The following is a 22,010-nucleotide window of genomic DNA, read 5'->3' on the forward strand; positions in this document are numbered from 1 at the left end:
TTTTAATGGACAAAAGACGTGACATTTTGAACAAAAATAAGATGTTTATAAGAAAGATGTAATGTTATATCGACCTAACCAAAGAAATATAAATGATCTAGCATTAAGTGAAGATGATATTGCATCTCCCAAAAAAGAATGTTACTCTAAAAATAGAATGATGAAAGGAATGATGGATGAATAATGATTAACTAATTTATATTTTGTAGTTTGAATTTTATAACTTCAAACTACAAAATATAGGGTTAGTCTATCCATTTTTATAATTCATTTCATACTTTATTTGTCATGATTCAAATGATTAATAAGTACTTACTTAAGCGACAGACTAATCCTTCCGATTAAAAATCGGGGGATTTTTTTATTCCCTTTTATGTAAGTTAAAATTTATTAATCGCTAAATTTACCTAACAAATAAAGGAGCGAAAAAAATGGCTAATTCAGATACTATTGTTACACATGTAATGCTCTATATAAGTCGTTAATATCCATCAAACTTATATAGAGAAATTAAAAAATGGATGGATGTTCCGACTTTATATGAAACGTTTCGATATATAAAGGAGGAATTATTATGTCAATGATAAAAGTTCAAGACTTAACTTTTTCATACCCAGGTAGCTTTGATAATATTTTTGAAGATGTAAACTTTCAAATAGATACGGATTGGAAACTAGGATTTATCGGTAGAAACGGACGAGGTAAAACGACATTCTTTAATTTATTATTAGGAAATTACGAGTATAGTGGAAAAATCCTTGCTTCGGTAGAATTCAATTACTTCCCCTACACTGTTGCAGATAAGAACAAATTCACTCATGAAATCCTTGAAGAAATTTGTCCCCAAGCAGAAGATTGGGAATTTCTACGTGAAATATCCTATTTAAATGTTGATGCCGAGGTCATGTACAGACCGTTTAAAACTTTATCAAATGGAGAACAAACAAAGGTGTTGCTTGCTGCACTGTTTTTAAATGAGGGCCAATTCCTATTAATTGACGAACCAACAAACCACCTAGACACGGATGCACGAAAAATAGTCTCTGATTATCTAAGGAAGAAAAAAGGGTTTATTTTAATTTCACATGACAGAGTCTTTTTAGATGGATGCGTTGACCATATCTTATCTATAAATAGAGCAAATATTGAAGTTCAAAGCGGGAACTATTCTTCTTGGAAATTAAATTTCGATAGACAGCAAGAGCACGAAGAGGCTACAAATGATCGTCTACAAAAAGACATAGGAAGATTAAAACAGTCTTCCAAGCGTTCAGCAAGTTGGTCTCATGATGTAGAAGCTTCAAAAAATGGAACAAGGAATTCAGGTTCTAAGTTGGATAAGGGATTTGTAGGACATAAAGCAGCCAAGATGATGAAAAGGGCAAAAAACCTAGAATCAAGGCAACAAAAAGCTATTGAAGAAAAGTCAAAATTACTAAAAAATGTGGAGAAAACTGAGTCATTAAAATTAGAAGCATTAAAGTTCAAGTCAAATGAATTAGTTACTTTGGCTGACGTGTCTGTTACGTACGATGAACAAGTCGTGAATGAGCCAATTAACTTCGTAGTTGAACAAGGTGACCGAATTGTGCTTGATGGCAAAAATGGGAGCGGGAAAAGCAGTATCCTAAAACTAATTCTAGGGTATCCGATACAGCATACAGGTTCAGTTACTTTAGGTACAGGACTCACCATCTCCTATGTCCAACAAGATACTTCTCATTTGAAAGGATCGCTATCAAATTTTATTGAAGAGCACAAGATTGATGAGACATTATTTAAATCCATCCTACGAAAGATGGATTTTGACCGAATTCAATTTGAGAAAGATATATTTCATTATTCTGGTGGACAAAAGAAAAAACTGCTTATCGCTAAAAGTTTATGTGAAAAAGCCCATATGTATATATGGGATGAACCATTAAACTTTATAGATATTTATTCACGTATGCAAATTGAAGAGCTGATTCAACAATTTAATCCCACAATGATTATTGTTGAGCATGATAAGGCATTTCAACAAACCGTTGCAACGAAAACTATATCTATGTAACTCCACTCGAATCATTAATAAATCAAGCCATTAGTCTATAAAGTATTTGAATGAAGTGTCCAAAAAAGCCTAATTTCTCTACAATCCATTGAGAAATTAGGCTTTTTAACAGGAAAATTAGGATTCATAAACAATGAGTAATTTACATATTAGGCTTATCTGTTAAAGCAGAAATAATTCTGCTCACCAAATCTTCTGGCATCCATTCATAATTTGTATCATTCGATTCATTTGGTCCTAAAGAATCAATGAACTTTTTAAACTTTGGAAATAAAACAATAGAAGTGATCCAATGTATCGTATGATTTATAGAGAAGAAATGAAATACTCCTTGTTTCTCCCCCTCCTGCAATATTTCTTTTAACTGTTCAAAACTACCTACAAAATACGGTTTAATCTTTTCTAATCTTGCACTTTCCTTAATAATCTCCTCATATGCCAATGTGCCAATTTCAGGATTTTCTTTTATATGTGTAATAAAGACTGTTAAATATTCTCTTAGAGCATTAATAGGATTAAATTGATTCTTCTCAAGAAAATTAGGTAACTCATTAGCAAGACCATATTTCTTAAACACCTCATAATATAGGTTTTCTTTCCCATTAAAATAGTAAGAAGCCATAGCAACATTCACTTTCGCTTCTTTTGCAATTTCTTGTATGCTCGTACCTTCATAACCACGCTCTCCAAATTTTTTCTTAGCAGCCTTCAAAATATTTTCCATCGTCTGCTCTCGAGATTTCCCCATTTCACACACCTCAAATAATATATATTTCACTTCAAAAATCCACTAAGGACTTTGAATAGAGTATCTTTTTAATGAAGTTTAATTATATATTTAAAGTAATAACTTAACAACCGATGAAGACTTGCTTACTTTAAACTATTCGCCACACAACATACTCCTCAAAAAGAAACATCTCCTGAACATCGCCTACCCTATGTCATCATACAAAGAATTCATTTAAAAATGAAATAAAAATAAACACCCTACTTAAAACAATATCTCCCTGCGTGGCATGAATAGCTTTCAAATACCTCACGTTCTTTTCTAATTGCGTATAAGAATGAAAAAAATAATAAGGGCCAGAGTTTATCTATCTTTACAGATAAACTCTGGCCCTTTCATTTGCAATTCATTTACTGATTAGATTTGTTTAATCTCAATATAAGGTCCTTTGATGTTTAATTTGTTAATGTCATTCGAAATATTACCTACAGTTGTTTTTTCATTAAACGTATAGATCTTTTCACCATTCACAAAGATACCCCAATTTTTATCCTCGTAACTAATACCATAACCAGCATTGCTAGATGTCGCTTTAAGCTGATTTCCATTCATTGAAAAAGATAATTTCCCTTTGCCTTTGTTAAGTTGGTTATTCACATTGTTGATACTACTCATTTGTTCTTCAAGGGCTTTTTGGTTATCAAGAGTAACTTGATGGTTTTTCCAGTCTAACTTATAGTTGCTTGTAAAGAACTCATTATATGTATCTTTATTATTTGTTCCCCACCATTTCGAACTTACCCATTCGATATTGTACTGATCTGATATTCTACGATTTGTTATTTTTAAATCAGATGTAGATTCTGTTTTATCTGCAGTAATAACTGCTACTACATTAGGAGAAAAACCATATCCTGTTAAAGCTGGTACTGTATCTTTTGAAACAAAATTATTCATTCCTTCATTATAACTACGTGATTTCATAAATAGTTGATTACCGTAGAAAGTATTAAATGAATCACGATTATAAATTCCCCACTCCGGGTAATTAAATGATTGGAATCCTACTTTCCAATTTAATTTTTTATCTGTGTGAGTCTCTAATACCGTTTTATAGTCTACTTGATCATAAGATACACTTTCTTTCCAAGCAAAGCTACCTGTAATACTTGCATCAGCATTTGGGCCTTTATCATTTACCCCAACTTTAACACTTCCGCCAAGTGTATACCCTACTTCAGAAGTAACCTTTGCTGAAGTCATTGTATTAACTGGGGCAGCTTTATGGAATTGAGCGCTATCACCACTTGTTATTTCTGCTTCAGTATGATAAGCCGATGGCCATTTTAAACCTGTGTTATAGAATCCGCCATTAATTGTATATTTAGCATCTATATTACTACCATCTGTTGTAACAATTGCGATTTTTTTATCTGCATAAGGATCCTCAATAAAAGAAACCTTTATTGAATTTTTGATATTCTGCTTCATGTCATAAGTAGTTTTAAAACTATTATAGACTTTTCCACCATTTTGAAGATTTTCTACAGTTCCTTTAGAATCTGCAAATGCAGATGTTGCTTGTGCACCAAGTGATCCAGACATAATAACGGACGCTACCGCAACACTTTTAGCTATTCCATTTGTTTTTTTCATACAGACAGCCTCTCCTTCTTAAACATTTAAAAGGTATAAACATATTACTTTTAGCTCTCAATACTAGAGATAGGTTCATAACTTTACAATGTAGAAATTTATTAATCTTTATGACAATAACTATCAACACTTGTTTTTCTAATTTCCATCTCTTTTTTTACTGATAACTATTATCAATATTATTAAAACACATAATAACGATTTAAACAACAATTTTAAATACATATTTAAAATTGTTGTTTAAAAAAATGCAAAAAAATTATAGAATTCTTTATTTCGAGAATTACTATATTTTCATTTACTTATTGCAACCTATATTCAGATACATTATTCCCTTTCCATTCATAATAATCTAAAATCCCCTCATAAATGGCTTCTGCTGCAACCTGCCTTCCGTTTTCTGTAGATAACTTACTGTAATCAATACCATTATCTATAAAAGCAAGTTCCGTTAACACAGCTGGCATTTCATTTTCTCTTATAACATGAAGATCGCCATGTTTAACGCCTCTATCACGTGTTTGAAGAGCGTCTACTAATCGGGTTTGAATTTTTTCAGCTAAAACACGACTTTCTTCCACATGAGGATTTGTTTTTTCAGATTTAGAAGATTTATAGTAGTATGTTTCTGTCCCTTTTGCATTACCATTATAAGCATTTGCATGAACACTTATAAAGATATCCCCCTGATTTTGTTTAGCAAATTTAACACGTTCCTGTAAAGAGCTTTTTTGATCATGTCCAGGTCTAGTATCAGATTCACGAGTTAGTAAAACTGTAAATGGTGTATGTTTTTCAAGCAATTGTTGTAGACGTAAAGAAGTGTCAAGTACAATCTTACTTTCAGGTAATCCCTTTGTGTCTTTTCCAGGATCTGCGCCACCATGTCCGGGATCAATAATTATTGTCTTATTTTCTAAAGGATTACTTTGACTATATTGAAGCATATCTGTTTTTGCGGTTAGTTGTGCAGCTTCAGCGCGTGTTATGAACCTATTTGGTTGCCAACCATTATCTGTACCAACTGAAATTTTTAAATCAATTAAAGTATTTGCGAACTTTTCACCCCAATGTCCCTTTAAATCTTCAAATTTACTTTGTCCATTGCTAGTGTTTTTATTTTGTAGTTTATATGCATTCACTAGCATAGTAGCCATAGCAGCACGAGTAACTTTTCCAGAAGGATTAAATATTCCATTTCCTTCACCTTTAATTATTCCTGCCTTTTCAGCTGCGGCGATATAAGGGGTTCCCCAGTGGTTTTGTGAATCTTTAAAAGATGGTTTTGCATTTAAATCAATGTGTATACCAAGAGCCCTTGTCATAATGGTTGCTGCAGAAGCTCTATCTAGTGTATCACTTGAACCAAAAGTTCCATCTGGATAACCACTCAATACTTGTTTATCAACTAAATAATTAACGGATTTGTCAGCCCATGCAGGAACATCTGGAAATTTGTGAGTATCTGCAAAAATACTAGTAGAATAAGATAGTAAACTTCCAGCAAGAATTCCTGTAGCAATTAATTTGTTCTTCAAAATTTAGCACCTCTAAAAAATTATTACAAGTCGGTAAATTATGTAAAATATAGTTAATCTTTAAATAATATGAATTCGAATAAAGTATAGATTAAGTTGGCGTCATCACTATTATAAGATAAAGAATCTAGTATAGAATTATCATTCCGAAAAGAACCCTTCGGCATACACTTATAGATTGAGACTATTACATATATTCACCAACATTGTGTAACTAGTATAGTTACTTATATATACGAGTGTCAATTGAAATAATCTTACAGTTTTGTAAGGTAACAAACTTAATAATATATTAAGTAATTATTAAACGATATAAACAATTATCTCGTATTTTAAGCAAAGATTGATTCAAAGCACACTCCCTCTAAACTAGCATTGGTGCCTCCTTCAAGTCCTAATGCACATCTTAAAAAGAGCACTTTTGAAAAGTACTCTTTTTAGCTACAAACCTAGAACTCCTACAATCTGACGAGCCTTAACATTATCGATATAATAATGCATCTCTAACCCTCGTCTTTCTGCACGGAGCACGGTTCCCTTTAATTTTGATAGATGCTGTGAAACAGTAGATTGCGGGAGTCCTAATATTTCTGTCAACTGTGTAACATTACACAGTTTATGGTGCATTAATTCATTTACAATTTTCAATCGAACGGGATGTGCCATTACTTTTAATATATCTACATCTTCCTCTTGGATGTTAGCTAGATCTCTATTAGATATTAATATTGTCATTTCGCATTCCCCTTTATTATTAATTTCTATTTTCCAATTATCCTCATAAGTAGTACTTATAGATATTTACCATTTGTCCTGTTGAGAAAATGTATTCTCGTTCTTAAACAAAAAAAGACACCAATCCAATAAACAGCTTTTACTGTTCCAATGAATTGATGCCCTCTAATTTTTAGCCAAATTATATTTTGTTTTTAAAAAATTATTTTATAGTAGACATTCTCTCGTTGACACAAACTAGTAGATTAGCGATGGAAATATGAAAATGTATTAATAAGCGGTTGGAAGTAATTGTTTTTTGTTTAATAGCAAAAAACGAACATCCTCTCAAATTAGATAAGGTGCTCGTTTTCATTTTGATCGGTAATTCTCAATTCAATTTAGTTTCTTTCCAATAAGGAAAGATTAAATCAACTTAAAACAAAGCGTTTTAAATTTAATTCATAGATCTTACTGCAACTTGGAATTGTCCCTTAGAACCATCATCATTTGAAACGTAAATTTTATATGTTCCAATTGGTAATGGAGATAAAGCATTCCGTACATTTGTAACATTATTTTTTTGTTCTCCAGGTTTTATATAACCACCAACAATTAGCTCCATATTTGGACCTTTCACACTATATCCCATTGTATTTTGGCCATTATTTTTCATAAAGAAGCTTAAATTTTCACTCCCATTATATACAAAAGAAGTTACAGCCTCTCCACTATAATCCATTGTTTGAGTTAATAATAAGTCTACAGGAACATGTTCGACTATATGAATTGTATCATTCGTTTTGTGTATTTCTTCAGCATAAGTATTATTTCCTAACACACCAAGTGTTAATGCTGAAATTACTCCACAACTAAGCACTAGTTTATTTAACTTCATTTTAAGTTCCCCCTTGATGTTTGTAATCTATTACCATCATACATTCTTTTTCAGGTGCGTTTTTATGTAATAATTCATATCTTTAAACCTATATATTTTAACTTTACACCTTAATAGTTACTGAAAAACTCACATTGATAAAGCTACAGTATTATGATTCATAAAAAACATGTAAATTTCAAAATCTTTTTAACGAGAATTCATACAATTAAGTACCAAGCACGCAAATAAATAGCGTTTCCATTTTAGATAAAATATACTAATGAAAAATTTTGAAATTTACACTTTATAATTTGGTATATTCCATGTTAATATAACGAAGGCTACAAATAGAATCCACAAAATATATTTTTTCATAGAATATTCATACTTAAAATCCTATTATTTTATTAGTAACTCAATCCTAGTTTTCCTTATACAAAAGTCAATTTCTAGTTTCATATGTATAAATATCTAAGTAGATTTTTTTTATCTATTATTTTTCCTAACTTCCTTATCAATTCTAATAAAGTGAAACTTTAATCAGTGGGGTTTTGTTCATCCCCCACTGATTATCAGCCCTCACCAATCGGGCTTTTACGGGCAGTTGATCCCCTACCTAACTTCTTTGCTTCCGCTGAATTTTGAGGTGGGGGTCTTACTGCCCGTTAATGCGGGATAAAAGTAATATTATAGTACTTTTTCAAGCGCTCTTCCTTTTTTAGATAGAAAGTCTACTGATAACTAAACATCTAAGTTTAACTCATACATAATCCAATATACAAACTATCGGAGATGCAAACCTATGGGAATATCTACTCTTTTATTAAATACCTTTATAATAATAATTTGTATCCTTAGCTACCACGTATTTTGGCTAGAATTTAAAGAAAAAAAAACATGTAATAATATATTGATTTCTATCCTTTCCTCCATTGCTATTATTTTTTGCATGACTTTTCCTTTTCATTTACATGCTGGATTTATTTATGATTTACGTTTTATTCCTATCATATTAGTTTTTCTATATGGAAATACAAAAAACATTGTTTTTATAGGAATTTTATATCTTTCTTATCGATTTTTCTTAGGCGGAAATGGAGTTCTTCCATCATTTATTATCTTTACTATTATTTCTGTTATAACAATGCTCTTTCGTTACTTATTACCAATGTATGTTAAAGAAAAAAAGATATTATTAAGCTTGCTTCTTATTTTAGTATGTACAACTTCACTTTCTATCTGCGGTATTGTAACTCAAATAAATACAGGTGGTAAAATTGACTCTACTCTCATAGAATTTTTATTAAATTATATAATCATTAATATATTTACAGTATTATTATCAGTGTATTTAATAGAGGGAATGATTGAGAAATATAAAATGAAAGAAAAGCTGCAACGGGCTGAAAAATTTTATATAGCTAGCGAACTAGCCGCGTCCATTGCACACGAAATCCACAATCCACTAACCACAGTACATGGATTCACTCAATTGTTAAATGAAAAACATGCCTCTAAGCTACCTCAGAATCAGTACTTAGAAATCATGTTAATTGAAATGCAACATATACAATCTACTATTAATAACTATTTATCTTTAACAAAACCACAGAACACCCTAAAAGAGAAAATAGATATTAATCATATTTTAAATCAAGTGAAAGACACTATTTCACCACTCGCTCTATCATACAAAGTTGAAATAATACAAAATAGTACAAATTCCTTTTATATAAATGGAGACCCCGAAAAATTCAGGATCTGTCTAAACAACATCATACAAAACGGAATTGAGGCCATGATAAATGGTGGAGTATTACAAATAAATATACAGAAAATTAAAGGTAATATTATAATCGATATTATTGATTCAGGGGTTGGAATGTCCTCTCAACAAATAAAGCGGATTGCTTTACCATTCTATTCAACAACAGAAAAAGGAACTGGGCTTGGTACTATGATTGCTTATAGTATTATTAAAGAATTAAACGGTGATATAGAAATAGAGAGTAAATTAGGCCAAGGTACACGATTTTCCATTAGTATCCCTTGCTAATATGACGGAATTATTTAAATAATTAAATTTTTCTATTCAACTTATAAAATAAATTTCAAAAATGCCGCTACTTAACTCATTAATCATCTTGATTTCGTGAATAAATTAAACGTAATAAGGACCAGAGCATATCTGTTTTTACGGATATACTCTAGTCCTTTAATTAAATCAAATATACTTAAATTTTATTACTTTGCTCACATCTCTATGAAATCATAATTCATCGATTGTATCTCATTTACTGATTAGGTCTACTTAACTTCAAGATAAGATCTCTTGATACTTGATTTCTTAATATCATTAGATACATTACCTATAGTTATTTTTTTATTTTAAATATTAAATTTTTAACATTCATAAAGATACCAATTTTTATCTTCATAACTGATATTGTAACCTGTATTACTTGATATAGACTTAAATTCATTTCCATTCATTGAAAGACAATTTCTCTTTTGCTATTTCACTTCTACCGTATAATTCCCTGTTCCTCCGCCATACTGATACACATGTAAATAATATTTCCCTGGATATGTGTAGTAACTTCCTACTAACTTATTCCCTTCTTGCTGGGCATACGTAACATAATTATTTAAATCCGCTTCTGAATAAAGAACCCAGTTTACTCCGATATTATTTTCCTTCGTTACATTAATTTGTAGGTTTTTCGCAGTTTCCACATTTATTTCAAAGTAATCACTCGTATCACCATTTCCTAAACTAGCACGTAAAACTTGATTTAATTGCAGTTTATTTGCTGTTTGGAATGAATTATTTGGCTCTTTTTCTACACTGTTATCTTCTTTCTTTTGAACCGTTACATTCGTTGTAACAGTATTCGTTAATCCTTTGTCGTCTGTTACTGTCAATTTTGCCGTGTACGTTCCTTCTTTTGTATACACATGAGTTGGATTTTGTTCATTGCTTACAGTACCATCACCAAACTCCCATTTATAAGCAACAATTTTTCCATCTTCATCTTTTGATCCATCGCTTTTAAACGAAATTGTTTCATTTAAATTTCCGTTATATGGACCATTTATAACCGCAACTGGTGCTTTATTCACAGCACCTTCTTCTGTATTCATACCATGGAATACAACATCATATTCAAATTGTCCTGATGCATTCACACGATAATTTACAAAGTAAGCTGTTACTGTTTTATAGCCTGTCCATTCTTTTGCACTTAAACGTTTTAACGTATCATTTACGTTTTGTGTAATTGTTTTCCAGTCTTCATATTCCCCTTTTGCAGTAGTACCTGTATACGTTCCTTGCAGTGTAAATGTATTAAAGAACTGTGATTTATTTTTCTTAACTGATACATTACTTAATTTTGCTTCTGCTGTAATTTCTGCCGCAATATTTGAAACTGGTTTTGGTGCGTGAGTTGTTAAATAATCATCTGATACTAATGGAACATTATATTTCTCTCGGTTATCGACTAACATTTGCATATAGTCTTGATACTCTTTATTTAAATTCGCATCTTTACTTAATGCAGAGCGGTATGCATCATATGCTGTTACATCATTTTTTCTAATAAGATCATGAACTTTGTCAAACATATCATATCTCTTATTGTACATATACGATTGTAAAGCGAATGAATAATTATAGAAATCCCACGTTCCATACTTTGCATTTAACGTTCGCTCTGCCGTATAACGTTCTGCTGGATTTGAAGATATTCCTCCTATAATGCTCTTTCTCGGTACAACATTATCCGTTCTCGTTGCCCCCGCAAAAAACTCCGCATTCCCTTCTTCAAACCAAGATAATCTCTCATTCTCATACATCTTACCTTGTCCCCAAAGCCCTGGTACTTCATATCTACCTTGTAAGTAATGAGTAAACTCATGTCGGAACAATTCTTCTAAACTATAAATACTTTCTTCTGGCGTACGTTCATAAGTAAAGAACGTACCTGTTCCTTCTATATATAGGCCACCGTTATTCGTTTCATATCCGTACAATTGACGATTAAATTGATATTCAGCTGGACTATTATAAATAACCATCGTTAATACATCATCAGGATTTCCTTTTTCTAAAGGTTGATCACTTTCAACTGTACGATGGAATTGTGCCTTTACTTCTTTTGCCGCCCAATATAGACGTTTTACTTTTTCTTCTGTCACTTTATCTCCAGCCTTTAAAACAATTGCCCCATCATCAAACGTATACGTTTTCGGCAAATATTTTTTCTTCCCGTCTTCTCGTATTTGATCTAAATTCACAACATTTCCATTTGCATCTTTCCCGCCATAGTTCGTCGCAATTTGCTCAGCCGCTACGAAATATTGCTCTCCTAAATACGGATACATTTTCATTGCGTCCGTTACAACTTGCAATCCTTTCGTTCCTGTACTATGGAACGTACCAAGTCTACCTGTATAATAAATACCATTATTAATTAACCAACCATTCTTCTCTGTCACCGTTCCAATTAAAGCAAAACGACTTAATTCATTAATATAGCTATCAATTTTTTGGTACCATACTGTATCTTTCGGTGCTTTTCTCGTATCGTACAAATACGATTGAATGTCGTAATCAACACCTTGCATAATATCGTAAATCGCATTTCCAGCTGAAAGATTGTCTACCAATGTAGAAAAATTATCGTTATATTGTTTAAAAATCTTTGCAGCTGATGTTATCGTTTCCACATCACTCGAAGCATTTCCTATTAATTTTCCGTATGATGATACTACTCTATTTTGTTCTAACGTACCGAGTTTGAAATTCGGGTTATTCGCAATCGTTTGTAATGCAGGTAAGCATTTATCATGATAGCTCCGCTCATTTAGTTTACTTAATTCCGCATGATAAAATCCTAAATAAAATCCTGAGCGTAATACCTCTACTAAAGTCTCAATCCCTTTGGAATCATCTTTCGTATAAGCTTGTCCTTGCTGCTTCAATTTATCAATAATTGCCTGCATTCTACTATCATTTTGATAGAATGCAAGGCTATCCTTATTAAATTGAAATAGACCCGTAATTTGCTCCCAATCAATTGTTACGAGTAGATCTACTAATTGCTGATTGTTTAATTGATTTAATTCAGCAATTGTATAAGTTTTCGCTGCAGCTAATTGCTTACTTTCTTTTTTTACTTCAGGTGGCCTTTGCGACAAATCAGCAAATTGTAGCCTTTTCTCAAAAGGCTTATTTTCAAGCACTTTTGATGGATGAGCTAATTCTTGCATTGGCAGTTGTACACCAACTGGCTCCATTTTGAGCACATTCCGATAAGAAACTTGCTCTCCCTTTTTACTTTCTGCCAATGTGCTCCCTTGAAAACTCCCTAACATTAAACTAGCAAAACTTACCCCTACTAACACTTTTTTTGAATAGCCTCTCATGCTCTCCCCTGCCTTACATTTTTTAGTGTCCCGCACCATTATTTTACTATTCTTACTTTTTATTCTGTATTGAGAAAAAATAAGGGAACGTTCACATATGTATCCATACCGCGCAAAATTAACACTTGACTTTATGTGAATTTTATATCAAAAAAGATAGATAATAGCGAAATTCCTGCTATATCTATCCTCGTTTTCAACGCTATGATTTTAACTTTATAAACGTAACTTCCGGTAATGCTTGCATATGCTGAATAAATTCATTCTTTTCTTCTGACGATATATTTTTCAGCTGCATCCCTACCTTATAAACTATTTCTGTACCTCGCTGCAAAGCTTCCACTTCATATGACAGTATTGGAATACCTTTCACTTGTAGCGTTTCTACTATTTGTTGTACCGCCTCATGTTTATTTATACACATTTGCACTGTTATATTTTGCGGAAATAAAAATTGCACCTTAAAAATACGACTCACAATCTCTAAACCAATTAAAACTAGAATCGTCGCTCCAATGCCTACTACATACATGCCAGCCCCAATTGCTAATCCAATTCCTGCTGTAGCCCATAAACCAGCCGCTGTCGTTAATCCTTTCACTGCCTGTTTTTGAATAATAATTGTACCTGCACCTAAAAACCCTACTCCACTTACAACTTGTGCTGCAATACGGCTCGGATCAAGAGCCATATGTTCCTCATTCATAATATCTGAAAAAGCATATTTCGAAACGACCATTATTAATGCACTTCCTACCGCTACTAGGAAATGTGTTTTTAATCCCGCTTCTTTTGATCGAATTTCCCTTTCAATACCGATTATTGCTCCTAACAAACCCGCAACACCGATTCGTATAATCAAATCAAAATTTACACTCACGAGCCCTTCCCCCTTTCATTCATTATAGATAGATAAAACAAAAATTATCACACACATCCTTTTATCGATATGAAGGAATTTTGCTAAAATACACTTAATACTCTGACCGTTTTATGTTAATATTTTAAATATTAACATAAAATAAATAACTTCTAATTTTAAAACTCCACTAATTTTCTTAAAAAACAAAGGTGGATTACATGAAACGAGGTTGAGAAAGTTAAGAAAACGCTTACATTTTATACCGTATTTTTTTATACATACTAAATAAATAAAGGAGCTTACTAACAATGAACGTCTCTTTACTTACACCTACTATCGATTTACAAGAAGAATACTTAGATTTTTATAACGAATGGAAAGATAGCGGTGAAACGATGATTCCGTGGGTTATTTCAAAGGACCCTTCTAACTTTCCGGCTATGATTCAAGAATTGCTCGATGCGCATAACGGAATAAACCTCCCTGAATCTTGGGTACCAGACTCTACGTATTGGCTCGTTACAGATGAAAATAAAATTGTAGGAGCTGTTAATATACGTCATAGTTTAACCGAGCATTTATTTAACGCTGGAGGTCATATCGGTTATGGCATTCGCCCTTCTGAAAGAAGAAAAGGTTATGCTACGAAGTTATTAGAATTATCGCTAGAAAAAACGAAGGAATTAAACATTACGAAAGCACTTGTCGTTTGCGACGAAGTGAATACAGCTTCAGAAAAAACAATTTTACATAACGGCGGGCTTCGTGATGATGATTTCATTGAGGAAGATGGAAATGTAGTAAGAAGATTTTGGATTGAGCTATGAAGAAGTCATCCGATGAAAATAATCTTGTTATAGAGAAATATAGTAGAAGTAATGAGCTAAAAGTAAAACAACTTATTGATTTATACAATGAATACTCTTATCTATTTAACTTATTACGAGATAATAAAACAAAATGTGTGTATATTGCCTACTATAAAAAAGATGTAGTAGGCGTCTTTTTCACGTGGAACAGTAACTTCCATCCATACTGCACATACTTTCGAATGTATACAAATCCGTTCTATTCAGAGGTACACATTGAACAATTTTTATTAAACGAGATTCAAAAACGAGAAAACTTCAAACTACCATTACAAACCTCTATATGGGGAACATCGGCTCATTTAAAAGCCTATTATGAAGAACATAATTTTATGGAAATCCGAAGAACATATATGCCGATATTAGAAGTACGCAAAATCATAGCTATCGATACAAAGCTTCATTCAAATTATGATGTACAAAGCTTATCAATCATCCTATCCAATAATAGCTCCTTTGAAAAGCTAGCTCACTTAGTAAAAACGAATTATGAGGATACTCACTTAGCAAATCCCGTTGCCTCATACCCGCTCGAAACTTGGAAAGAACAGATCTTAACTGATGATGTGTTACTAGATGGGAGCTTTGTAATGATAGATGAAGAGAATAAAATTATTGCGTACTCTTTCCTCCATACATCAGAAAAGGATAATACGGTAGAACTAGGATGGTGTGGGACTCACACTACAGAAAATTTATCCTTACTGAAACTTCTCGTTTTCAAACAAGCTATGTATACAAGTAAACACGGTTATTCTTTCATTCAAGGTGAATTCGATTCAACGAGTATATACGCAATGGAGATATTAAAATCTTTTCCTTTCAATCCTTGTGCTACTTGGATTACGTATCAAAAAGAAGTCGGAAAGTGATTATACACCTTCCGACTTCTTTTATGCTTTCTCTATTTCAAACTGCACTGTAATACCACTAGGATCTACTACTGTAAATCCGTTTGTACTTTCGTTTACTTTATGTTGTTTTTCTATTAATCTTTCTTTCACTTCATCTAACGCTTCTTTATGTGGTAATACAATTGTATACACTTTAAGTCCAGTTGCATGTGCGGATGGGTGTGGATTATTTACTCCGTTCCACGTATTTGCACCGATATGGTGATGATATCCTCCTGCAGAAATGAATAAGCAGTCATCTTCACGCTGTTGTACTTCAAATCCTACTGTCTCTACATAAAACTCGTGTGACTTCTCTACATCTGCTATTCGTAAATGTACGTGCCCAACGACAGTATTAGCAGGCAACCCATCAACCTCATAATCAACGAGTGTTGCCAGTTCTTTTAAATCAAGCGGCGTACTGCCTCCTGGTCCTTCTCCCCATTGTTCGCGCGGACGGTCTGCATAAATTTCTATACCATTCCCCTCTAAATCTTGTAAATAAAACGCTTCGCTATACGTATGATCACTTGCACTATTAAACCTTGAGATCGGTAAAATTTCATTTGAATATGTATAACGTCCTTCTTGCTCAGCCGGACTATCAATTACATTCTTATTACGAATCACACCAAATAATGCCGAAGCAAAAGCCTCACGGGTCGGAACTAAAAAGGCTACATGATATATACCAGTCGTACGCGGTTCTTGCAGTACCCCGTCCTCTAATTTTTCAAGAACAAGTAACGTGTTCTTTCCACCTTTTCCTGATAAATATGCTTTATTCTCCTCTTGCTTAATTACTTCTAAGCCTACTACATTCTCATAAAATGCAATTTGGCGCTCTAAATCTTGCACTTTAAATTCAACATGACCAATACGTGTTTTCGGATGAATTTGTACCATGAATTACTCCATCTCCTTATCCCGATATTTTCCTATTTCATATAACCGTTACTATGAAGGATACAACTAAAATCATCCTATGTAAATAAGAAAAGTCAGAATTTACACGCATTTTTATTTTCATAATAAAAAAGTCACCTCTTCTAACTTTCAGAAAAGGTGACTTTACAAAAACAGTATGCTGTAACTCTTATTTCATTTTATGTACTTCGGCAACTAACTTTCCACCCTGAATGCCCATATAAAGTTTCACAGGTGCATCATTCGTGTTTTCAAACACTAAGTCTAAGTATGGATATGCAATTGTAGCATCTCTTCCTTGTGGAACATAACCTACCGTTTTAGAATGTGTCGTTCTCTCTACCATTTTCAAACCAGCTTGATCTGCTGCATTGTATAATGTTGATGATGTTTGACAAACACCACCGCCGTATCCATCTACTAATTTACCATCTACAATTTCTTTTCCTAGTTGATATCCTTTATCTGGCGTTGTATCACCAATTAATGCATTGAAAGAGAAACTGTCTCCCTTTGCTAATACAACTCCATTTATGCTCGCTGCTGACAAGCGAATATTCTCAATACGGCCACCTGCTGAGCCACCTAAATTCGTTTCATATCTACCAATTACCGTACCACTTCCTTGCGCATCACTTAATGTTGCGATAGGCTTTTTCTCAACAATAGGTAATTGATATGAAGAATCCCACATGCCAACGTTTAATAATTTATCTACTAATTCTTTTTCCATTAATTCATAAGAAGGTTTTCCTTCTTGCCAACTTCCATCAGGTGCTACACGTGAAGGGACCATCTTTTTGTCAACGCTTTTTCCAACCTCGCTAGCAACCTTCGTTACCGATTTTTTAAATTTTGCTTCGTCTTCAAAATAACCTAGACTCGATAAATCTAGCTTTTTCACTTCCGTACCAGTACGACCATCTACTAAACTAATAGAATCCTGTACCTCTGCTTTAGCCTCTACCGTGTGGCCACCAATGTCACTTACTAATGCAACATCACTTACTTTTGCACCACAACCACTCACTATAGCTACACATAACACCCCAACTAATATACCCTTTACTTTACGGAACAATATACTCTCCCCTTTTTCCCAATATTACTTTTATGTATTATTTCATTTTTATGTATGTTTTGTTACAATCATTTTACAATATATTTATAAAATGTTACAAGTTATTTTTTACTCTATATAAATTACTCTTTTCTTTTCTAAATGTCTATACATATTTATATAAAAGTTGGAGTCCGATAGAATTGTAACCTTTATGTAACCTCACCTTTTTATCCAGTATATACCATAAAACAAAAGAAATACAAATGTAAAACTCCATATTCTTATTTATAAAGGAACACCTTGTGAACATAAATAGGTATTTGCCGTGCCACACTCCGCTTTTACACATACATTATGGTGAATTAACCTATTTTAAAGAAATGGAGGATGTTTTTATGTACCCCTACAATCCATACGATCCATATAACCAAAATGGTTATCAACCTCAATATGATTTACAAGCACAATACCAACAATATATAGATCCAGCAGAACAAGTTAATCCATATGATCAAAATCGACAATTCCAACTTCCCATCTCTTTTCCTGGTACTGGAAACCGTCAACTAGAAAGACGAGTAAATGAGCTTGAACAAAGAGTACGTCAATTAGAAAACACGGTTGAGCGTCATACACGTAGATTAAACCGATTAAACCAGCGTTTACGTACAATAGAAAACAGACTAAACATTCCATTTTCAGCATTAGAAGACGGATTTTAATTTCGAAAGTAAAAAATATATAAAGGAAGGGGCTCCCCCTTCCTTTATATAAATTGACGAAAGTTTTTTCCATCTCTATACTGATAAGAGTTAATGAAATGAAACAAGGTGATAAATATGGATTTTGAAATAAATTATCTTTCCTTTTATGTTGTACAAGTAGAAGGAAAAGGTGAAGCTGTTGATAAACGCTACAAACATTTTCAAACGTTAGACGCTGAAGAGTATGAAGATAGCTCCTTAAAAGAATTTTTAAATGGTGAATTATTAAAAATTTCAAAGCGAAAAGTAGAACGTCATGCGAAAACAGAACAAGCTCCGACAAAGATCGGTCGCTTCATTGTAGAAGAAGGGCACGAACTTGATTCAAACCCCCATTACAACCTCTTTAATCGCATTCGCTTTGCGGAAACAAAAGAAAACTTCAAAGATATGAGTGAACCTCTCGTTTATACATATCTGGACACAAGCGCTGTACGCGGTGGTGTATTTTTAATTGCGCAAGCAAAACTACGCAAATACTTTGATGATCCATTCGTTTTCGTTATGAAATGTGACTTTGAACCGAAAGTCGCTTCTATTTCAGATGAATCCACACTGATTCGTAACGTTGAAATGGCCATCACAACAAAAAACATGAAATCTATCCAATATCCGTACATGCCTGAAGAAGGTATGGTCGAAGTAGGCGAACTAAAAATTCACCAAGCATCTCACGCCCGTTATTTTGAGGACTTCTTAAAATTCGTCGAGTACGAACGCTCTATGCCTGAAATTATGAAAACACAAGTAATGGACATGGTATACGACCAAATTGAAGATGTATTTGAAGAAGGTACGGAAGAACGCGAACAATTCGACCAAGCAATGGAAGTATGGGCTGCCAGTCCGAAACGCGAAATTATGGAACAATTTTCAACCGAAGAAGTAATGGAAGCTACCGCTCAAATCGTCGAGCACGCTCCTGAAGTGGAATTAAAGCTAAAAGCAGACCACATCTCCGTAAAGGCCCTGCTTGCTGATTTCGGGGATCAAATACATATCGCAAAGGTAAATGACCGATACGTATTAATGATTGAAGCTGATACACTTACGTTTGAGAAAGGCTTCTCTCCGATTGAATTTCTGAAGCCAGATGAATTGCAAGATGTGATTGAGCGGATTGAGAATAAGCAACAGTATTCTTACGATCCGAACGGGATTGAATAAAGTAAAACTTTAATCAGTGGGGGTTTTGTTCATCCCCACTGATTATCAGCCCTCACCAATCGGGCTTTTACGGGCAGTTGATCCCCCACCTAACTTCGTTGCTTCAGCTGAATTTTAAGGTGGGGGGTCTTACTGCCCGTTAATGCGGGATAAATCCTTCCATATAACTATTTTTACTGAGCGCTGTTAACAAACGCTCTTTTATTTGGGACATAGTTGACAGTTATATAAAAAAACCGATTCTTCTAAGAATCGGTTTTTCTGCTTTAAAACAAAATATGCTTATTTTTAATCCAAGATAACAATTGTTGCAGAATCCAGTAGATTCCTTCCTTGTTGTACAAGTGTATTTCCATTAGAGTAGTCACTATGTATATTGGTAAAATGAAAATTTCACTTCACTACCTCAAATTTATTGTACTCGTAAAAAGATAATTGAAAACGATATTCTGGATGCTCTCTCACCCAATCGTAAGCTTCTTCTAAAATATCCATTTTGTTTTGTAAGTCATTAAGTTCACTACATTCGTCCCTTTTCTGTTTGCACAGAGGGCAGAATCCATTCACTATTTCGGCACTCTTCGCCCTAATAGTTTTACTTTCTAAGTCAACTACTAGACGAAGAAGAAGAAAATGCTCTTCTTTTGTAGTCACGGTCATTTCAGCAATCCCATCCTCATTCCAAAAGACTCCGTTTAATTCCATCTTTACGGCGACGTCTTTAATATCCAAGTCTATCACCATCACACCTCCCTTGTATAAAACTCATATTTTACTCTTCGATTTTAACCTTTAATACACCATGATTTAAAGATATATTAAGCGTTTTCCAATTTTTCTTCTTTGCTATGAAAGGAAGTGTAATTACTGCTAATAGCGTGGTAAATATTATCCCAAAAACTAAAACTGTTACAATGTTAAAGATTGCTTCCATTTAACTCTACCCTCTTTCATTTCTATGGGCTCTAATTTTATGAATGTATTTAAAAATTCTTACCACACCTTAATTTTCAAAGCAATTATAATGGCCCAATCACAACAATTCAATTCCTATTTAATATGAATACTTTATTCATCCATCAGTACAATGACGTTAAATTTATGTAGCTAGAAATAGAGGAGAATGTCATTTAACCTCTACATTCTCCTCCATCTCAGCCAAATACCTAATCTGTCTTTCCGCTTTTCTAACCGCCGTACGAAAATGCTTTTTCAAAAGTTCTACTGTAGCTTCACTTATATAATATCTTTCTGTTATACTTTCCCACGCGTCACTATTTTCAAATGCACTCCAAACGAAAGGACGCTCTGTATTTTTTCTCATTTCTTTAAATACCCATTTTCGCATCTTTTTTTTCGCTTTTTCTGTTAGTTTTCCGTTCTCTACAAGTTCAAGCTCACCATGTCTTTTGTACCGTTTACGAATGTCTCTCTCGCTATATACTTTAAGAAGTATATTCGCTGTATTCTCAGCATCCGCTAAAGCTCGGTGCTGCTTCCCTTCCCACGTTAAACCGAGCTGTTCTACTGCAAATTGTAAACTTGGTGTATGCTCAAATAACTCTTCATACGCTTGGAAAACAAACTTCTGCAAATCAAATTTGCTCTCTTTTTCCATACATGGGCATTCTACACCGTGTAACGTACAATCATGAGATAAAAAACGATAATCTTCTCTTCCCCATGAAACAAATACAGAGTCTTCTCCGATAAATTGAATAAATTTCTCTATAATTTGCGGAAATTTCTCCACACCAATTAAATCTTCCTTTGTAATTCCCGTTAATTTTGTCGTATGACGAGTGAGTCGTGCACTCGGCTTTACTAACTCCGAAAATTCTCCAATTACCTTCATTGTACTTGCTTCTATTTTTACAGCTCCGATATCAACTATCTCTGACGGATCTTCTGATTTATACGGCCTGAAATTTCTCTCTATATCGAACACAATAAAATGTGTAGCGTTTTCCAATTTATTTACCTCTTTCTAAATTCCTTTTCACACACATACTCTATTTTCAGTATTTATTTATTCATTCATACACTTTATGCATGAAATACTTCGTCTAATAAACGAAAATTTAATCTCATTATTATATGTACATAGGAGGTTATTCAATAAAAATGCAAAAAAAAGAAGGGCAAGCCCTTCTTTTTTCCGTAATTACTTCTTGTTAACGTTTGTAGCTTGAGGTCCACGGTTACCTTGTTCTACTTCGAAAGTAACTTCTTGACCTTCTTCTAAAGATTTGAAGCCGTCGCCTTGGATAGCTGAGAAATGAACGAATACGTCTTCTCCGCCTTCAACTTCGATGAAACCGAAACCTTTTTCTGCGTTAAACCATTTTACTTTACCGTTTTGCATTTAAAAAATCCTCCTACAATGTACCTATATGTACATATTCATTTTCAACCACTTTACAATAATACTTCAAACATTAAAAAACTGCAACCCCAGAGG

General features: G+C 33.2%; 19 protein-coding genes. 6 read left to right on the forward strand and 13 right to left on the reverse strand.

Going from position 1 to position 22,010, the window contains the following annotated elements:
* Positions 1-574 precede the first annotated feature (574 nt).
* The gene (locus tag JDS99_RS02630) at positions 575-2,053 is read left to right on the forward strand and encodes an Lsa family ABC-F type ribosomal protection protein (protein WP_046954623.1); all 1,479 of its coding nucleotides are present in this window, start codon (positions 575-577) and stop codon (positions 2,051-2,053) included.
* Positions 2,054-2,195: 142 nt separating this feature from the next.
* On the opposite strand, the gene hlyIIR is transcribed toward JDS99_RS02630, so the two are convergent.
* The 5 genes from hlyIIR to JDS99_RS02655 form a co-directional block, all read right to left on the reverse strand.
* Positions 2,196-2,801 (reverse strand): hemolysin II regulator HlyIIR, encoded by a 606-nt coding sequence (gene hlyIIR, locus JDS99_RS02635; protein ID WP_000520491.1) that lies wholly within the window; start codon positions 2,799-2,801, stop codon positions 2,196-2,198.
* 399 nt (positions 2,802-3,200) lie between these two features.
* The gene (gene hlyII, locus JDS99_RS02640) at positions 3,201-4,439 is read right to left on the reverse strand and encodes a hemolysin II HlyII (RefSeq protein ID WP_199694498.1); all 1,239 of its coding nucleotides are present in this window, start codon (positions 4,437-4,439) and stop codon (positions 3,201-3,203) included.
* 302 nt (positions 4,440-4,741) lie between these two features.
* On the reverse strand, positions 4,742-5,977 hold the full coding sequence (locus tag JDS99_RS02645; RefSeq protein ID WP_087981432.1) for an N-acetylmuramoyl-L-alanine amidase: 1,236 nt from the start codon (positions 5,975-5,977) through the stop codon (positions 4,742-4,744).
* Between the two features lie 441 nt (positions 5,978-6,418).
* Positions 6,419-6,712 (reverse strand): ArsR/SmtB family transcription factor, encoded by a 294-nt coding sequence (locus JDS99_RS02650; protein WP_088608872.1) that lies wholly within the window; start codon positions 6,710-6,712, stop codon positions 6,419-6,421.
* A 436-nt stretch (positions 6,713-7,148) separates the two neighbouring features.
* A complete protein-coding gene (locus JDS99_RS02655) occupies positions 7,149-7,589 on the reverse strand; it encodes a hypothetical protein (protein ID WP_088608873.1) in 441 nt (146 codons plus the stop codon).
* Positions 7,590-8,373: 784 nt separating this feature from the next.
* Here JDS99_RS02655 and JDS99_RS02660 point away from each other — a divergent pair.
* Positions 8,374-9,627, forward strand: coding sequence for a sensor histidine kinase (locus tag JDS99_RS02660; RefSeq protein ID WP_088064140.1), 1,254 nt, complete (start codon positions 8,374-8,376; stop codon positions 9,625-9,627).
* 458 nt (positions 9,628-10,085) lie between these two features.
* Here JDS99_RS02660 and colA read toward each other — a convergent pair whose 3' ends face one another.
* Together colA and JDS99_RS02670 are read right to left on the reverse strand one after the other, a co-directional pair.
* Positions 10,086-13,001, reverse strand: coding sequence for a collagenase ColA (gene colA / locus JDS99_RS02665; RefSeq protein ID WP_199694500.1), 2,916 nt, complete (start codon positions 12,999-13,001; stop codon positions 10,086-10,088).
* Positions 13,002-13,203: 202 nt separating this feature from the next.
* The gene (locus JDS99_RS02670; protein WP_088064142.1) at positions 13,204-13,881 is read right to left on the reverse strand and encodes an MgtC/SapB family protein; all 678 of its coding nucleotides are present in this window, start codon (positions 13,879-13,881) and stop codon (positions 13,204-13,206) included.
* 290 nt (positions 13,882-14,171) lie between these two features.
* Between JDS99_RS02670 and JDS99_RS02675 the strand changes: the two genes are divergently transcribed.
* Together JDS99_RS02675 and JDS99_RS02680 are read left to right on the forward strand one after the other, a co-directional pair.
* Complete coding sequence (locus JDS99_RS02675) at positions 14,172-14,690, forward strand: GNAT family N-acetyltransferase (RefSeq protein WP_087984029.1); 519 nt, start codon at positions 14,172-14,174, stop codon at positions 14,688-14,690.
* A complete protein-coding gene (locus JDS99_RS02680) occupies positions 14,687-15,604 on the forward strand; it encodes a GNAT family acetyltransferase (protein WP_097889887.1) in 918 nt (305 codons plus the stop codon). The genes JDS99_RS02675 and JDS99_RS02680 overlap by 4 nt, the downstream gene beginning before the upstream one ends.
* Before the next feature lie 21 nt (positions 15,605-15,625).
* On the opposite strand, the gene JDS99_RS02685 is transcribed toward JDS99_RS02680, so the two are convergent.
* Together JDS99_RS02685 and JDS99_RS02690 are read right to left on the reverse strand one after the other, a co-directional pair.
* On the reverse strand, positions 15,626-16,534 hold the full coding sequence (locus tag JDS99_RS02685; RefSeq protein ID WP_097889888.1) for a VOC family protein: 909 nt from the start codon (positions 16,532-16,534) through the stop codon (positions 15,626-15,628).
* Positions 16,535-16,724: 190 nt separating this feature from the next.
* Positions 16,725-17,636: a VanW family protein gene (locus JDS99_RS02690; protein WP_000488977.1), complete on the reverse strand. Its 912-nt coding sequence runs from the start codon at positions 17,634-17,636 to the stop codon at positions 16,725-16,727.
* 362 nt (positions 17,637-17,998) lie between these two features.
* On the opposite strand from JDS99_RS02690, the gene JDS99_RS02695 reads away from it, so the two are divergent.
* The gene (locus JDS99_RS02695) at positions 17,999-18,340 is read left to right on the forward strand and encodes a hypothetical protein (RefSeq protein WP_116480664.1); all 342 of its coding nucleotides are present in this window, start codon (positions 17,999-18,001) and stop codon (positions 18,338-18,340) included.
* A 117-nt stretch (positions 18,341-18,457) separates the two neighbouring features.
* Positions 18,458-19,549, forward strand: coding sequence for a DUF3900 domain-containing protein (locus JDS99_RS02700; RefSeq protein ID WP_000345047.1), 1,092 nt, complete (start codon positions 18,458-18,460; stop codon positions 19,547-19,549).
* Between the two features lie 393 nt (positions 19,550-19,942).
* Here the strand turns inward: JDS99_RS02700 and JDS99_RS02705 are convergent, their stop codons facing one another.
* From JDS99_RS02705 to cspB, 4 genes are all read right to left on the reverse strand, one after another.
* The gene (locus tag JDS99_RS02705; RefSeq protein WP_199694561.1) at positions 19,943-20,290 is read right to left on the reverse strand and encodes a hypothetical protein; all 348 of its coding nucleotides are present in this window, start codon (positions 20,288-20,290) and stop codon (positions 19,943-19,945) included.
* A gap of 31 nt (positions 20,291-20,321) precedes the next feature.
* Positions 20,322-20,483, reverse strand: a complete 162-nt coding sequence (locus JDS99_RS02710; RefSeq protein WP_088064148.1) for a hypothetical protein — start codon at positions 20,481-20,483, stop codon at positions 20,322-20,324.
* A 192-nt stretch (positions 20,484-20,675) separates the two neighbouring features.
* A complete protein-coding gene (locus JDS99_RS02715; protein WP_199694502.1) occupies positions 20,676-21,521 on the reverse strand; it encodes an exonuclease in 846 nt (281 codons plus the stop codon).
* Positions 21,522-21,713: 192 nt separating this feature from the next.
* On the reverse strand, positions 21,714-21,914 hold the full coding sequence (cspB, locus tag JDS99_RS02720) for a cold shock-like protein CspB (RefSeq protein ID WP_001179147.1): 201 nt from the start codon (positions 21,912-21,914) through the stop codon (positions 21,714-21,716).
* Positions 21,915-22,010: the final 96 nt, after the last annotated feature.

Source organism: Bacillus cereus group sp. N6 (assembly GCF_016483705.1).
Classification (GTDB): Bacteria; Bacillota; Bacilli; order Bacillales; family Bacillaceae_G; genus Bacillus_A; species Bacillus_A wiedmannii.

Excerpts from the sequence above, each read along its gene's own strand:
- JDS99_RS02630 (WP_046954623.1), top strand. The coding sequence starts at position 575 with ATGTCAATGATAAAAGTTCAAGACTTAACTTTTTCATACCCAGGTAGC.
- hlyIIR (WP_000520491.1), bottom strand. The coding sequence starts at position 2,801 with ATGGGGAAATCTCGAGAGCAGACGATGGAAAATATTTTGAAGGCTGCT.
- hlyII (WP_199694498.1), bottom strand. The coding sequence starts at position 4,439 with ATGAAAAAAACAAATGGAATAGCTAAAAGTGTTGCGGTAGCGTCCGTT.
- JDS99_RS02650 (WP_088608872.1), bottom strand. The coding sequence starts at position 6,712 with ATGACAATATTAATATCTAATAGAGATCTAGCTAACATCCAAGAGGAA.
- JDS99_RS02655 (WP_088608873.1), bottom strand. The coding sequence starts at position 7,589 with ATGAAGTTAAATAAACTAGTGCTTAGTTGTGGAGTAATTTCAGCATTA.
- JDS99_RS02660 (WP_088064140.1), top strand. The coding sequence starts at position 8,374 with ATGGGAATATCTACTCTTTTATTAAATACCTTTATAATAATAATTTGT.
- colA (WP_199694500.1), bottom strand. The coding sequence starts at position 13,001 with ATGAGAGGCTATTCAAAAAAAGTGTTAGTAGGGGTAAGTTTTGCTAGT.
- JDS99_RS02675 (WP_087984029.1), top strand. The coding sequence starts at position 14,172 with ATGAACGTCTCTTTACTTACACCTACTATCGATTTACAAGAAGAATAC.
- JDS99_RS02680 (WP_097889887.1), top strand. The coding sequence starts at position 14,687 with ATGAAGAAGTCATCCGATGAAAATAATCTTGTTATAGAGAAATATAGT.
- JDS99_RS02685 (WP_097889888.1), bottom strand. The coding sequence starts at position 16,534 with ATGGTACAAATTCATCCGAAAACACGTATTGGTCATGTTGAATTTAAA.
- JDS99_RS02695 (WP_116480664.1), top strand. The coding sequence starts at position 17,999 with ATGGAGGATGTTTTTATGTACCCCTACAATCCATACGATCCATATAAC.
- JDS99_RS02700 (WP_000345047.1), top strand. The coding sequence starts at position 18,458 with ATGGATTTTGAAATAAATTATCTTTCCTTTTATGTTGTACAAGTAGAA.
- JDS99_RS02710 (WP_088064148.1), bottom strand. The coding sequence starts at position 20,483 with ATGGAAGCAATCTTTAACATTGTAACAGTTTTAGTTTTTGGGATAATA.
- cspB (WP_001179147.1), bottom strand. The coding sequence starts at position 21,914 with ATGCAAAACGGTAAAGTAAAATGGTTTAACGCAGAAAAAGGTTTCGGT.